The following is a 13,860-nucleotide window of genomic DNA, read 5'->3' as shown; positions in this document are numbered from 1 at the left end:
ATCAGACCGAGAGGACCTGGCGGCGGTTGTACGTGCCGCAGCTGGGGCACGCGATGTGACCGAGCTTCGGCTCGTGGCAGCGGTCGCACGCCACGAGGGCCGGAACGACGGCCTTCCAGTTGGAACGGCGGTGGCGCGTGTTGCTGCGCGACATCTTCCGCTTCGGAACAGCCACGGCTACTTCTCCTGGTTCTCGGCGAGACCCTCACGGGTACCGCTGTTCTTGATTCCGTCACCCTCGTCGCCGGGGGCGGCGGAGAGTCCCTGCAGTGCCGCCCACCGGGGGTCGGCGGCGTCGTGGTGGTGCGACGGGTCGTCGCTCAGGCGTGCACCGCACTCGGCGCACAGTCCCAGGCAGTCTTCCTGGCACACCGGCTGCAGCGGCAGTGCGAGCACCACCGCGTCACGCAGCACCGGCTGGAGGTCGAAGAAATCGCCCTCCAGGCGGTAAGTATCTTCGTCCGAGTCCTCGTCGAGGTCCTCGTCGGCACCCGTCGTCCGGCCGCGGCCGCGGTCGTCGGACTCCGGGTAGTAGTACAGCTCCTGGAAGTCGACCGCCAGGTCGTCGTCCAGCGGCTCCAGGCAGCGCACGCACTCACCCTCGACGTGGGCCTCGGCGGTGCCGGTCACCAGCACGCCCTCGACCACGGACTCCATCCGCAGCTCGACGGCGATCTCGGCGGCCTCCGGGACGGCGATCACGTCCTCGATGCCCAGCCCCTCGGGGGCCGCCACGGTGCGGGAGACCCTGCGCAGCGAACCGGGGCGACGGCCGAGCTCATGCGTGTCGAACACGAGCGGGTCGCGGTGGTCGAGGCGGTTCAAGGTGTCCTGACTTCCTGGTGGCGACACACGGTGGGTGCGGTCGCTAGCGAGCTTGAGAGTGCGTTGCCGCCGTGTTGCGGGCAGCAGACGGCCCCGGAACAGGCCGAGTGGTCAGACTACCGGAGAGTGCGGCCAGGCCCAACTTCGGTCCCGCTCCGGACGGCCTCAGCGGCCGCCGAGCTCCCGCAGCCTGGTCATGTCGATCATGCTGGTGTCGAAGAAGCTGGTCTCGTCCAGACCGGTCTGCTGGGGCACCTGCGGGTGCCCCTGGGCCTGCTGCTGTCCCTGCTGGTAGCCCGCGTCCGGCACCGGGTTGCCCCAGGCGTCGAACTGCTGGACCTGGGGGTAGCCGGGCTGCTGCTGGTAGTACGGGTCGTGGCCGGCCGCGGCGTCCTGCCCCGGGTAGCCGGGCTGCGGGTAGCCGTACGGGCCGCCGGCGCCGGCGTCGGGCTGCGGGTTGCCCCACTGGTCGGTCTGCGGGGCGCCGGACGGCTCGTAGCCGCCGCCGTAGACCTCCGCGTACTGCGGGGCCGCGTACGGCTCCTCGCCGGGCGCCTGCCAGCCGGCCGCGGCGGGGGTCTGGTCCGGCCAGCTCTGCTGCTGCGGGACCTCCTCGCGGTACCAGGGCTGCTCCTCGCCGTCCTCCGCGAACCCGGCGGCCACCGCCTCGGCACGGTTCTTCAGCTGCTGGGCCTCGTCGGCGGCGGCCAGGTAGGCACCCAGCTCGTCGATCGGGGCCTTGCCCAGGAGGGTGTCACGGCCCTTGCCGACCGCCTCCAGGGTCTTGCTGAGGACGGCCTCCAGGGTGGCCAGCTTCACATCGACGTACTCGTCCACCTCGGGGCTGGGGGTAGCGTGCGGCTGGAACTCCTCGCCGTCGCCGTCGCCCCCGGCCTCCGGCTCGTAGACGCCCGCCGCACCGCGCAGCTTGGTGCGGCCGCGGCCGACCGCGCCGAGGGTCTTGGTGAGGACCACCTCGAAGTTGGCGAGCTTGCTGTCGACGTAGTCGTCGGCCTCGGCGCGCTTGGTGTGCGCCTCGGCGCGGGCCTCGGCGAGGACCCGGTCCGCCTCGGCCTGGGCCTGGCGGACCACCTCGGTGTCGGAGATCAGCGAACCGCGCTCGTCGTGCGCACCGCGGATGATCTGGTCGGCCTGGGCCTGCGCGTCGGCGACCATCTGCTGGTGGTCGGCGACCACCGACTGGGCCTGGGCCAGCTCGGCCGGCATGGTCTCGCGCAGGTCACGGAGCAGCCCGACCAGTTCGGCCCGGTTCACCACGCAGGATGCCGACATCGGCATCGCGCGGGCGTTCTCCACCACGGCGACGATCTCGTCGAGTTTCTGCTGCACGTCCACGGGCGCATCAGTCTTTCCGTGTGCCGCCGAGGTGCGGCGGAGGCAGTCCCCGTCGGCTCGGCATCGCCCACGGGGCGGGAGTACAGACTGTACGGCCACTGCGCCCGGAGCTCACAACGCCGAGGGTGTCCGCGCCACCCGACAGGCGGACGGGATGTGATGGTTCGCCAGGAGTGCCCCGGTTCGCCGGATCAGCCCCGGCGCTCGGCGATCCGCGCGACGAGCTGCCGGTTCACCGTCTCGGGCAGCAGGTGGGAGACGTCGCCGCCGTACGACGCGACCTCCTTGACCAGCGAGGACGACAGGAAGCTGTAGGTCGGCGAGGTGGGTACGAAGAGCGTCTCGACGCCGGTCAGGCCGTGGTTCATCTGCGCCATCTGCAGCTCGTAGTCGAAGTCGCTGACCGCCCGCAGGCCCTTGATGATGGCCGGGATCCCGCGCTCCCGGCAGAAGTCCACCAGCAGGCCGCTGTGCGACTCGACCTCGATGTTGCCGTAGCGGGCGCAGGTCTCCTCGATCAGCGCGATGCGCTCCTCGATGCTGAACATGCCCTGCTTGTTCTTGTTGATCAGCACGGCGACATGGACCACGTCGTACAGCTTCGAGGCCCGCCCGATGATGTCGAGGTGCCCGTTGGTGATGGGGTCGAAGGACCCCGGACAGACGGCGCGGCGCATGTCGTGTGCTCCCTTGTGGGGGTTCCAGGTGCTACGGGTGTCGGTCGCCCTCGGCGGCGGCGCGACCGTACCAGAGGGTGCCTTCGCCGTAGCGGCGGGAGCGCAGCGGCTCGATCCCCTCCGGCCAGCCGAACTCGCCGCCCCGGGTGCTGCGTTCCACGGTGACGAGTGCGTCCTCGCTGAGCCAGCCCCCCGAGCCGAGTGTGATCAGCATCTCCCGCACCTCCTCGTCGGTCACCGCGTACGGCGGGTCGAGGAAGACCAGGTCGTACGGCGCCCCGGGCGGGCCCTGCGCGATCACCCGCTCGGCCCGGTCGGCGCGCACCTCGGCGCCGGGCAGGCCGAGGGTGCGGACGTTCTCCCGGATGACCCGGGCGGCGGACGGGTCGGACTCGACCAGCAGCGCGTGCTCGGCGCCCCGGGACAGCGCCTCCAGGCCGACCGCGCCCGAACCGCCGAACAGATCGAGCATCCGGGCCCCGTGGACGGTGCCGCGCAGGGCGGCGAGGGTGGAGAACATCGCCTCCCGCGCCTTGTCGGAGGTCGGGCGGGTGGTCCGGCCGGGCGGCACTGCCAGCCGGCGGCCGCCGGCCGTGCCGGCGATCACGCGGGTCATGAGGTGGTAGGTCCTTTCCGTCAGGCACCACCACGCTATCCGGATTCGCCGCCGGGCCGCGTCCTCAGGCCCCGCCGGCCGCGGCGGGCACGCCGACGGCCACCCGCGGGGCGGCCGTCGCCAGCGGGCAGTGCTCGGGGTGGCGCGGGTCGTGGCCGAGCCCGCGCAGCAGGGCCCGGACGGCGTCCGGCGTCCGGCCGTAGCGGGCGGCGATCCGCGCGACGCTCTCCCCCGCGTGGAACCGCCGGACCAGGTCCGCCTCCGGTGGCGCGGCCGGGCGCTCCCCGACCGCGGTCGCGACCGCGGCCAGGACGCGGTCGAGCGCGCCGCGCAGACCGGCCGCGTCCTCCACCGGCAGCCGGAGCCGGCCCGAGGCGCCGGGCCCGACGACGCTCAGCACCACCTCGCGGCCGCCCGGGCCGGCGGCCTCGACCCGCAGGACGGTGCCGCCCGCCGCGCCGCCCAACGGGATCTCGCCGATCTGACGCAGTGCCATGACAGAACCCCCTGGACGCCGTGCCGACGGCGCACCCGCCGGGCGCGCCCTGATACGGCCATCATCACCGCCGGCACTGACAGTTGGCGTACCGTCAGCCCTTCTCCAGGTACTCGGCGCGGTCCTCGTCGAGCAGGCTCTCCAGCGCCGTCCGCAGCTCCGGGTGGCGGGCGAGGTCCGGGTCCTCGGCCACCAGGACGGTGGCCTCCTCCCGGGCGGTGGCGATGACCTCCTCGTCCTCCAGCACGGAGAGCACCTTCAGCGAGGACTTCACCCCGGACTGGGCCTGCCCGAGCACGTCGCCCTCGCGGCGCTGCTCCAGGTCGATCCGGGACAGCTCGAAGCCGTCCAGCGTGCCGGCCACCGCGTCCAGCCGGGCCCGCGCGGAGCTGCCCGCCGGCATGTCGCTGACCAGCAGGCACAGGCCCGCCGCGCTGCCCCGGCCGACCCGCCCGCGCAGCTGGTGCAGCTGGGAGACGCCGAAGCGGTCGGCGTCCATGATGACCATCACCGTGGAGTTGGGGACGTTGACGCCGACCTCGATCACCGTGGTGGCGACCAGCACGTCCACCTGCCCGGCGGTGAAGCGCTGCATCACCTCGTCCTTGGCGTCCGGCGCCAGCCGGCCGTGCAGGATCTCCACCCGCAGCCCGGCCAGCGGGCCCTTGGTGAGCATCTCGGCGGTCTCCACCACGGACAGCGGCGGCCGCCGGTCGTCGCTCGCGGCACCGAGGTCCTCGGGGTCGTCGGGCGTCGCCCGGCGCTTCTTCTTCGCGTCCGGCGGCTCGTCGCCGATCCGGGGGCAGACCACGTACGCCTGGTGGCCCTTGCCGACCTCCTCGCGCACCCGCTCCCAGGCGCGGGCCAGGAAGTTGGGCTTCTCCACCGCGGGCACCACATGGCTGGAGATCGGCGAGCGGCCGGCCGGCAGCTGGTCCAGGACGGACGTCTCCAGGTCGCCGAAGACCGTCATGGCGACCGTGCGCGGGATCGGCGTGGCCGTCATCACCAGCAGGTGCGGGGGCTGTCCGCCCTTGGCCCGCAGGGCGTCGCGCTGCTCCACGCCGAAGCGGTGCTGCTCGTCGACGACGACCAGGCCCAGGTCCTGGAACTGCACCTTGTCCTCGATCAGCGCATGGGTGCCAATCGCGATGCCGGCGTCCCCGCAGGCCATGTCGAGCATCATCTGGCGGCGGGCCGGCGCACCCATCGAACCGGTCAGCAGGGCGACCTTGGTGCCCAGTTCGGAGCCGCCGAGCATGCCGCCCTCGGCGAGGTCCCCCATCATCTCGACGATCGACCGGTGGTGCTGCTGGGCCAGCACCTCGGTGGGGGCCAGCAGGGCGGCCTGGCCGCCGGCGTCCACCACCGCGAGCATGGCGCGCAGCGCCACCAGGGTCTTGCCGGAGCCGACCTCGCCCTGGAGCAGCCGGTGCATCGGGTGCTCGCTCGCCAGGTCGGCGAAGATCTCGCCGCAGACCTTCTGCTGCCCCTCGGTGAGGGTGAACGGCAGCCGGGCGTCGAAGGCGTCGAGCAGCCCGCCCGGGCCCGGGCGGCGGGCGACCGCGGGCAGCGCGGAGTCCGCGGCCCGGCGCCGGGCCAGCGCGACCTGGAGGACGAAGGCCTCGTCCCAGCGCAGCCGGCTCTGGGCGCGCTCGCGCTCGGCCTGGTTGCGCGGGCGGTGGATCAGCTCCAGCGCCTCGGGCAGCGGGATGAGTTCGTGCTTGTCGCGCAGGGCGGCGGGCAGCGGTTCGCCGACGTCGCCGAGGTGCTTGTCGAGGGCGGTCTGCACGCACAGGGACAGCTTCCAGCTGGGCAGCTGGGCGCTGGCCGGGTAGACCGGGATCAGCCGTCCGGCGAACTGCCGCGCGGCGTCCGAGTCGGCCTCCTCGTCCAGCAGCTGGTAGTCCGGCGAGGCGAGCTGCCGGGTGCGGTTGAACAGGCCGACCTTGCCCGCGAACAGGCCCTGGGCGCCGGGGCGCAGCTCCTTCTGCCGCCAGCCCTGGTTGAAGAAGACCAGGCTGAGCCGGCTGCGCCCGTCGGTGACCACCACCTCGAGCCGGTCGCCCTTGCGGCCCTTGAAGGGGATCAGGGTGACCTTCTCGATCCGGGCCAGCACGGTGACGTGCTCGTCCACCTCCAGCTCGTCGAGGCTGGTGAGCGAGCCGCGTTCGACGTACCGGCGCGGATAGTGGTGCAGCAGGTCGCCGACCGTGCGCAGCTTGAGGCTGTCGGCCAGCACCTTGGCGGTGCGGTCGCCGACCAGCTTGGTCAGTGGTTCATCGAGAGCGCCCATCAGCACCTATTGGACACCACCGGGCGGACAGTGCGGCCTACTCCACCCCGATGAGCAGCGGAGCCGATTCCTGGCCGCCGCGATAGACCAAGGTGTCGACCTCGGGGCGCTGCCGGCGGGCGTGGGTCACCAGCAGGTCGGCCAGCTCGTCGGTGGCCGCCTCGCCCAGCACGAGGGTGACGAGTTCGCCGCCGGCGGCGAGCATCCGGGAGAGCACGGTGACGGCGGTGTCGGCGAGGTCGGCGCCGATCACGGCGACGTCCCCGTCGATCAGGCCGAGCACGTCGCCGGCCTGGCAGACGCCGGCCATCGTCCAGGACTCCCCTTCGGCGACGGCGAGTTCGGCGTACCGGGTGGCGCCGGCGGCGGAGGTCATCGCGACCACGTCCTCGTCGAACCGGCGGGAGACCTCGTGCACGGCGAGCGCCGCCAGCCCCTGGACCGGGGAGCGGGTCGGCAGGACGGCGATCCGCAGCCCCTCCTCGCGCAGTTGGTCGGCGGCGGCCCCGGCGGCGGCCCGCAGTTCGGGGTCGTTGAGCAGCAGGACCACCTCGCGGGCGGCGCAGCGGCGGACGGCCTCGACCAGTTCGCCGCTGACCGGCGGGCGGTCCGGGTCGGCGGGGAGCACCGCGGAGCCGGCCTGTTCGCAGAGTTCGGCGAGGCCGCTGCCGGTGACCACGCTGAGCACGACCCGGCCCTGGGGGGTGGGGACCGTGCTCTCGCCCTGCCGGGCGGCGGCCTCGGCGAAGTGGGTGATCCTGATCCGGTGCGGGCGGCCGGCCTCGACCCCGGCCTCGACCGCGGCGCCGGCGTCGTCGACGTGCACGTGGACGGTCCACAGGCCGTCGCCGCCGCCGACCACCAGGGAGTCGCCGAGCGCGGCGAGCCGGGCCCGCAGGGTGGGCAGCGCGTCGTCGGGGGCGTCCAGCAGGTAGATCACCTCGAAGGCGGGGTGGCCCGGGCCGGGCGGGCGCTCGTGGCCGTCGCAGCCGGGCTGCGGGTCCGGGGCGGGCACGGCCGACTCGCGGCGCAGCGCCACCGGGCCCATCGGGCTCTGTCCGCTGACGGCGTCCAGCAGGGCGCCGAGGACGGCCACCAGGCCGCGTCCGCCGGCGTCCACCACCCCGGCCTCGGCCAGGACGTCCAGCTGGAGCGGGGTGCGGACCAGGGCCTCGCGGGCGGCCAGGTAGGCGGCCTCGGCGACGGCGGCGAGGGTGTCGGGCGTGTCGGGGCCGGTGGAGGCGGCCCGGGCGGCGGCCGCGGCGACGGTGAGCAGCGTTCCCTCGACGGGCTCGGCGACCGCCTGGTAGGCGGCCTCGGCGGCGCCGGCGAGGGCGAGGCGCAGCTGGGCGGGCGCCCCGCCGTCGGCGAGGGTGGCGGCGAGGCCGCGCAGCCACTGGGCGAGGATCACCCCGGAGTTGCCGCGGGCGCCGATCAGCGCGCCCCGGGCGACGGCGGCCATCGCGGGGCCGAGGCCGGGTTCGGGGTGCTGCGCGAAGCAGGTCTCGGCGTTGGCCGCGGCGGACTCGACGGTGAGGTAGAGGTTGGTGCCGGTGTCGCCGTCGGGCACGGGGTAGACGTTGAGCGCGTCGATCTCCTCGCGGGCCTCGCCGAGGGCGGCCAGCGAGAGCCGGTACCAGGTGCGGACGGCCGGGGCGTCGAGCGTGTCCAGCACCAGGTCTCCTCCGGGTGAACGCCACGGGAACGCGACTGAACGCGGTGGCTAGGGCGATGCTGGCAGGTTATCGGTGCCCGGCCCCGGCCCGCCCGCGCGGCCCCCGGGCGCCCGGACCTGCCGCGGGGAACGATCACGGCCCTGAGCATGGTAGTTTCGTTGGGCGGGAGCGGCCGTTGTATGCTTCTCCGGTTGCCTGGAACAACCCGGGCTCACCCCTTGAACCGATTCAACCCACGATGAGTGGGGGCGGTCGCTCAGCCGGGGTTTTCGAACGTACCTGATCTGAAGTCTTGGAGTGACTCCTGTGGCTGCCAACTGCGACGTCTGCGGCAAGGGGCCGGGCTTCGGCAACAGCATCTCCCACTCGCACCGCCGTACCCCTCGTCGTTGGAACCCCAACATCCAGACGGTGCGCGCTGTGGTTGGGCGGACGCCGAAGCGGCTCAACGTCTGCACCTCGTGCATCAAGGCCGGTAAGGTCTCGCGCTGACGCGCAGACCGGTAAGCCGGTCCTCCGGACAGCCGATCCATCCTCGGGTGGGTCGGCTGCTCTGTCTTTCCGGACCGCACGGCACTGAGGGGGTCAGGAGGTCTTCCTCCTGACCCCCTCAGTGCTGTCCGCGTCCGGGCTCAGCGCCAGCGCCAGGCGTGGTCGACCGGGCCGATCCCGGCGCCCAGCGGGAAGCCGGCGGCGATGGCGCCGGTGATGTACTCCTTGGCGGCGGCGACCGCGTCGGGCACCGCGCCGCCCTTGGCGAGCTCGGCCGCGATCGAGCTGGCGAGGGTGCAGCCGGTGCCGTGGGTGTGCCGGTTGTCGTAGCGCGGTGCGCGGTACCAGTGCTCCGTTCCGTCCCGGCCGACCAGCAGGTCGGCGGCCTCGCCCTCCAGGTGGCCGCCCTTGACCAGCACCCAGCGCGGCCCGAGGGCCAGCAGCGCGTCGGCGGCGGCCCGCATGTCCCGCTGCCCGGTGACCTCGATGCCGGTGAGCTGGGTCACCTCGTGGAGGTTGGGGGTGGCCAGGGTGGCGACCGGCAGCAGCTGTTCCCGGACGGTCGCCACGGCCTCGGCCGCGAGCAGCGCGTCGCCGTGCTTGGAGACCCCGACCGGGTCGACCACCACCGGGGCGTCCACGCCGGCCAGCAGCTCGGCGACCACCGAGACCAGCTCGACCGAGGCCAGCATGCCGGTCTTCACCGCCTGCACCCCGATGTCGTCGACGACGCTGCGGAACTGCGCGCGGACGGCCTCCGCCGGGAGTTCCCAGTAGCCCTGGACGCCGATCGAGTTCTGCGCCGTGACGGCGGTGATCACGCTCATGCCGTGCACGCCGAGCGCGAGCATCGCCTTGAGGTCCGCCTGGATGCCGGCGCCGCCGCCGGAGTCCGAGCCGGCCACGGTGAGCACCCGGGGGGGCGCGGAGGGGGGAGGAGCTGTCGAAACCATGCGGCCAACCTACCGGCAGCCGTTCAGAGCACGGCCTCCGATTCCGACCAGCGGTCCTCGCTGACGGTCTTGAGCCGGGTGACGGCCTCACCGATCGAGACCAGCCGGATGTCGCTGCCGCGCAGCGCGGTGAAGTGCCCGAACGCACCCTTGTGGACGGCCTCCACGGCGTGCCAGCCGAACCGGGTGGCGAGCACCCGGTCGCGCGCGGTGGGCGTGCCGCCGCGCTGGGTGTGGCCGAGGATGACCGGCCGGGCCTCCTTGCCGAGCAGGCCCTCCAGTTCGTTGGCGAGCCGGGTGCCGATGCCGCCGAAGGTCTGGTGGCCGTACTGGTCGACCTGGCCGTGCTCGAAGCGCAGCGTGCCGGGCAGCGGCCGGGCGCCCTCCGCGACGGCGATGATGGCGAACTTCTTGCCGCGCCTGAACCGTTCCTCGATCATCCGGGCGACGCCCTCGATGTCGAAGGGCTTCTCCGGGATGAGGATCCCGTGGGCGCCGCCCGCCACCCCCGCGGTCAGGGTGATCCAGCCGGTGTGGCGGCCCATCAGCTCGACCACCAGCACCCGTTGGTGCGACTCGGCGGTGGTCGCCAGCCGGTCGATCGCGTCGGTGGCGACGTGGACGGCGGTGTCGAAGCCGAAGGTGACGTCGGTGGCGTCGATGTCGTTGTCGATGGTCTTGGGGACGCCCACCACCGGCAGCCCGGCCTCGCTGAACCTCCTGGCGGCGGTCAGGGTGCCCTCGCCGCCGATCGCGATCAGCGCGTCGATGCCGATGTTGCGGGCCAGGATCCGGGCGTTGTCGACGGCCCAGTCGATCCGTTCGCGGTGCACCCGGGCCGAGCCGAGGATGGTGCCGCCGAGGGTGAGCAGGCCCGTGACGTCGTCGTGCGAGACCACCCGGGAGCGGCCCTCGATCAGGCCCCGGAAACCGTCCTCGATCCCGACGATCTCGTCGCCGTGGACGTCGGTGCCGCGGTGCACCACCGACCGGATCACCGCGTTGAGGCCGGGGCAGTCGCCGCCGCTGGTCAGAACACCGATGCGCATGGTGGCTGTGCTCTTCCGCTCCGTGGGGCCCCGCAGGCCGGGCGCGGCCCCGAGCGGCCCCGAGTCGATGGACCCGTGCAGTCGGGCACCGGCGGGGTAGGGCGGACCGGCGCCGACAGCGCAAGCCTACGCAATTCGCCCCTTTCCGGGCCGCTCCCGCGCCACCGGCCCGCGCGGCGGCGGCCGGGGTCCGGAGCGCGGACTAGGCGTCGGCGAAGTGGTCCCAGCCGCCGGCCCGGTCCCAGGGGGCGCCGTCGACGGTGACCCGGCCGCCGCGGGCCGCCCGCGCGGTCCGCACCACCTCGCCGACCACCCGCCAACGGGCGGGCAGCTGGACGGACTTGGGGAAGGTGGCGACGATCGCGTGGTCCTCGCCGCCGGAGAGCACCCACAGCAGCGGGTCCACGCCGACCGCCTGGCCGATGTCGGCCATCTGCGCCGGGACGTCGAAGTCGGCCGCGCGCAGGTCGATGTCGACCCCGCTCGCCCGGGCCACGTGGCCGAGGTCGGCGACCAGGCCGTCGCTGACGTCCACCATCGCGTTGGCGCCGAGGTCGGCGGCGGCGGGGCCGGCGTGGTACGGCGGTTCGGGGCGCCGGTGCGCCTCGACGAAGGCCCGCGGCGAGCGGAACCCCCGTTGCAGCACGGTCAGTCCGGCGGCCGACCAGCCCAGCCAGCCGGTCACCGCGACCACGTCGCCGACCTGGGCTCCGGAGCGCAGCACCGGGGCCCGGCCCTGCAGGTCCCCCAGTGCGGTGATGGCCAGGGTGATGGTCTCGCCGCGGACCACGTCCCCGCCGACCACGGTGGCACCTGCCACCTGGCACTCGTCGCGCAGCCCGTCCATCAGCTCGGTGGCCCAGGTGGTGGGCAGGTCGGCGGGGGCGACCAGGCCGAGCAGGATGGCGGTCGGCACGGCGCCCATGGCGGCCACGTCGGCGAGGTTCTGGGCGGCGGACTTGCGGCCGACGTCGTAGGCGGTGGACCAGTCCCGGCGGAAGTGCCGGCCCTCGATCAGGACGTCGGTGGTGGCCACCACCCGCCCGTCGGGCGCCTTGACGACGGCCGCGTCGTCGCCCGGCCCGAGTTCGACGGACGGGGTCATCGGCAACCTGGCGGTCAGCTCCCGGATGAGTCCGAACTCGCCGAGCTCGCCCACGGTCCCCTGCATCTGCCGTCCTCTCAACTCACGTCGTCCGGGCCTGCGGATGGCTCCGCGGCCGTGGTCGGAACGCCTGCGCCGACCCGTGGTCCCGCGCGCCCCCGCGCGCAGCGTACGCCCTCGGGCCCGGCAAGGGTCTCCCGTACCGGCGCCACCGCGCGGTAGCGTGGTGATCCAGCCTGCCGGTCGGCCCGCCGCAGCACCCCTGGCCGGTCCCCGGAGGGCGATCTCCGTTCCCGAGCCGCCTGGAGGTCCCTGTGGTCCATGCATACATCCTGATCCAGACCGAGGTGGGCAAGGCGACGGCCGTGGCCGAGTCCATCTCCAAGATCGAGGGCGTCCTCACCGCCGAGGACGTCACCGGACCGTACGACGTGATCGTCCGCGCCGCGGCCGACACGATGGACAACCTGGGACGGATGGTCGTCGCCCAGGTCCAGCAGGTCGAGGGCATCACCCGGACCCTGACCTGTCCGGTGGTGAACCTGTAAGGCCCGGTTAGCATCGGCGGGTGAAGCTGACTTCCCGCCTGAGCACGCTGCCCGCCCCGGTCCGCTGGCTCACCCTGCCCGCGGTGCTGCTGACCGGGGTCGTCGCGCTGCCCTTCGTCTGGGCCGCCCCCTCGGAGGTGGCCCCGCCGGTGCCCCGGGCCGGGGCCGCCGACTACTGCGCCGCGCTGGACAAGGCGCTGCCGGGGACGGTCCTCGGGCACCCGCGTGAGGACCCCTCCCCCGCGTCGCCGTACACCGCCGCGTGGGGCAGCTCGCCCCGGACGGTGCTGCGCTGCGGCATCGACCGGCCGGGCTACCTGGACGACGACCCGCTGAAGCAGTCTCCCGAGGTCAACGACGTGCAGTGGGGGATGTCCGGAACGCCGGACGGCGGCTACCGCTTCGTCACGACGCTGCGCAAGGCGTACGTCGAGATCGAGGTGCCCAAGGGGGCCTACCCGAACTACACCGACCCGCTCGGCTCGTTCGCCGACGCCATCAAGGCCACCGTCCCCGCCGGCCTCTGAGACCGTGGCCGGGCGGAGCGGGCCCCGCCTCTGCGGGGCCCGCTCCTGACGTCCGGCGGGCCGGCCGCGGGCTCAGCGCAGGCCGGTCGGGCGCCGCAGGGCGGCCTGCAGCAGGCGGTCGATCAGCTCCGGGTACGGGACCCCGCTGGCCTCCCACATCTTCGGGTAGGCCGAGATGGGGGTGAAGCCGGGCATGGTGTTGATCTCGTTCACCATCCAGTTGCCGTCCTCCAGCAGGAAGAAGTCGACCCGGGCCAGGCCCTCGCAGCCGAGGGCCTCGAACGCCTCGACGGCCTGGCGGCGGATCTCGGCGGTCTGGGCGGCGTCCAGCCGGGCCGGGATCTCGACCTCGGAGGAGTCGATGTACTTGGCCTCGAAGTCGTAGAACTCGAAGTCCCCGCCGACCAGGATCTCGGCCGGCACGCTCGCCCGCGGGCCGTCCTCGAACTCCAGCACCGCGCACTCGATCTCGCGGCCGGTGACCCCGGCCTCCACGATGATCTTCGGGTCGTGGCGGCGGGCCTCCTCGATCGCGGCGTCCAGCGCGGCCAGGTCCTTGACCTTGGTGATGCCCATACTGGAACCCGCCCGGCAGGGCTTCACGAACAGCGGCAGGCCGAGCGCGGCGATCCGCTCGCGGGCGGCGGCGCGGCCCTGCTCGCTCTCCCACTCGCGGGGCCGGACGACCGTCCAGTCGCCCACGCCGATGCCGTGCGAGGCGAGGATCCGCTTGGTGTACTCCTTGTCCATGCCGGCCGCGCTGGCCAGCACGCCGGAGCCGACGTACGGCACCCCGGAGAGCTCCAGCAGGCCCTGCACGGTGCCGTCCTCGCCCCAGGGGCCGTGCAGCAGCGGCAGGACCACGTCCACCTCGCCGAGCACCTTGGGTGCGGCGCCGGGCTCGCTCCAGACCACCTCGCGGCTGGCGGGGCTGCCCGGCAGCGCCACCTGGCCCTCGGTGGACTCGGCGACCTGGTCAACGTCGGGGAGCCGGCCGCCGGAGATGGCCATCCGGTCGGGCTCGTCGCCGACCAGGGCCCAGCGGCCCTCATGGGTGATGCCGATCGGCAGCACCTCGTACTTGCTCCGGTCGATCGCCCTGAGCACGCTGCCGGCCGTGACGACCGAGATGGGGTGCTCGGAGCTGCGGCCGCCGAAGACGATCGCGACGCGCGGCCTGGCCGCGTGGTCCGGGGAGGTCTTTTCGATGCTCATATCGCTTTTGAGACTACCGTGCGGATGTT

General features: G+C 73.7%; 15 protein-coding genes. 3 read left to right on the top strand and 12 right to left on the bottom strand.

The window, feature by feature from the left end:
- Nucleotide 1 precedes the first annotated feature (1 nt).
- From rpmF to ACIOFR_RS28365, 8 genes are all read right to left on the bottom strand, one after another.
- A complete protein-coding gene (gene rpmF / locus ACIOFR_RS28400; RefSeq protein ID WP_030056747.1) occupies nt 2-175 on the bottom strand; it encodes a 50S ribosomal protein L32 in 174 nt (57 codons plus the stop codon).
- A 2-nt stretch (nt 176-177) separates the two neighbouring features.
- Entirely contained in the window at nt 178-825 is a 648-nt protein-coding gene (locus ACIOFR_RS28395; RefSeq protein ID WP_401002056.1) for a YceD family protein, read from the bottom strand.
- Nucleotides 826-990: 165 nt separating this feature from the next.
- Nucleotides 991-2,181, bottom strand: a complete 1,191-nt coding sequence (locus tag ACIOFR_RS28390) for a cell division initiation protein (RefSeq protein WP_401002054.1) — start codon at nt 2,179-2,181, stop codon at nt 991-993.
- Between the two features lie 191 nt (nt 2,182-2,372).
- On the bottom strand, nt 2,373-2,858 hold the full coding sequence (gene coaD / locus ACIOFR_RS28385; RefSeq protein WP_401002052.1) for a pantetheine-phosphate adenylyltransferase: 486 nt from the start codon (nt 2,856-2,858) through the stop codon (nt 2,373-2,375).
- Nucleotides 2,859-2,889: 31 nt separating this feature from the next.
- The gene (gene rsmD, locus ACIOFR_RS28380; RefSeq protein ID WP_401002050.1) at nt 2,890-3,474 is read right to left on the bottom strand and encodes a 16S rRNA (guanine(966)-N(2))-methyltransferase RsmD; all 585 of its coding nucleotides are present in this window, start codon (nt 3,472-3,474) and stop codon (nt 2,890-2,892) included.
- Nucleotides 3,475-3,538: 64 nt separating this feature from the next.
- Complete coding sequence (locus ACIOFR_RS28375; protein ID WP_401002048.1) at nt 3,539-3,970, bottom strand: hypothetical protein; 432 nt, start codon at nt 3,968-3,970, stop codon at nt 3,539-3,541.
- Nucleotides 3,971-4,064: 94 nt separating this feature from the next.
- Nucleotides 4,065-6,266: an ATP-dependent DNA helicase RecG gene (gene recG / locus ACIOFR_RS28370; RefSeq protein ID WP_401002046.1), complete on the bottom strand. Its 2,202-nt coding sequence runs from the start codon at nt 6,264-6,266 to the stop codon at nt 4,065-4,067.
- Between the two features lie 37 nt (nt 6,267-6,303).
- The gene (locus ACIOFR_RS28365; protein WP_401002044.1) at nt 6,304-7,941 is read right to left on the bottom strand and encodes a DAK2 domain-containing protein; all 1,638 of its coding nucleotides are present in this window, start codon (nt 7,939-7,941) and stop codon (nt 6,304-6,306) included.
- A 307-nt stretch (nt 7,942-8,248) separates the two neighbouring features.
- Here ACIOFR_RS28365 and rpmB point away from each other — a divergent pair, with 307 nt between their 5' ends.
- Nucleotides 8,249-8,434, top strand: a complete 186-nt coding sequence (rpmB, locus tag ACIOFR_RS28360; RefSeq protein WP_073813963.1) for a 50S ribosomal protein L28 — start codon at nt 8,249-8,251, stop codon at nt 8,432-8,434.
- Between the two features lie 140 nt (nt 8,435-8,574).
- Here the strand turns inward: rpmB and thiD are convergent, their stop codons facing one another.
- The 3 genes from thiD to ACIOFR_RS28345 form a co-directional block, all read right to left on the bottom strand.
- Nucleotides 8,575-9,387 (bottom strand): bifunctional hydroxymethylpyrimidine kinase/phosphomethylpyrimidine kinase, encoded by an 813-nt coding sequence (thiD, locus tag ACIOFR_RS28355; RefSeq protein WP_401002042.1) that lies wholly within the window; start codon nt 9,385-9,387, stop codon nt 8,575-8,577.
- Between the two features lie 23 nt (nt 9,388-9,410).
- Nucleotides 9,411-10,436: an ATP-dependent 6-phosphofructokinase gene (locus tag ACIOFR_RS28350; RefSeq protein WP_401002040.1), complete on the bottom strand. Its 1,026-nt coding sequence runs from the start codon at nt 10,434-10,436 to the stop codon at nt 9,411-9,413.
- A 202-nt stretch (nt 10,437-10,638) separates the two neighbouring features.
- Nucleotides 10,639-11,607 (bottom strand): thiamine-phosphate kinase, encoded by a 969-nt coding sequence (locus tag ACIOFR_RS28345; protein ID WP_401002038.1) that lies wholly within the window; start codon nt 11,605-11,607, stop codon nt 10,639-10,641.
- 248 nt (nt 11,608-11,855) lie between these two features.
- On the opposite strand from ACIOFR_RS28345, the gene ACIOFR_RS28340 reads away from it, so the two are divergent.
- Nucleotides 11,856-12,089 (top strand): Lrp/AsnC ligand binding domain-containing protein, encoded by a 234-nt coding sequence (locus tag ACIOFR_RS28340; RefSeq protein ID WP_363641437.1) that lies wholly within the window; start codon nt 11,856-11,858, stop codon nt 12,087-12,089.
- Between the two features lie 20 nt (nt 12,090-12,109).
- On the top strand, nt 12,110-12,616 hold the full coding sequence (locus ACIOFR_RS28335) for a DUF3515 domain-containing protein (protein ID WP_401002036.1): 507 nt from the start codon (nt 12,110-12,112) through the stop codon (nt 12,614-12,616).
- A gap of 72 nt (nt 12,617-12,688) precedes the next feature.
- Here ACIOFR_RS28335 and ACIOFR_RS28330 read toward each other — a convergent pair whose 3' ends face one another.
- A complete protein-coding gene (locus tag ACIOFR_RS28330; protein WP_401002034.1) occupies nt 12,689-13,831 on the bottom strand; it encodes a D-alanine--D-alanine ligase family protein in 1,143 nt (380 codons plus the stop codon).
- Nucleotides 13,832-13,860 lie beyond the last annotated feature (29 nt).

Source organism: Kitasatospora sp. NPDC088346, from assembly GCF_044740765.1.
Classification (GTDB): domain Bacteria; phylum Actinomycetota; class Actinomycetes; order Streptomycetales; family Streptomycetaceae; genus Kitasatospora.
Note: the sequence above shows the minus strand (reverse complement) of the source record. Positions and strands in the feature narration are given on the sequence as shown.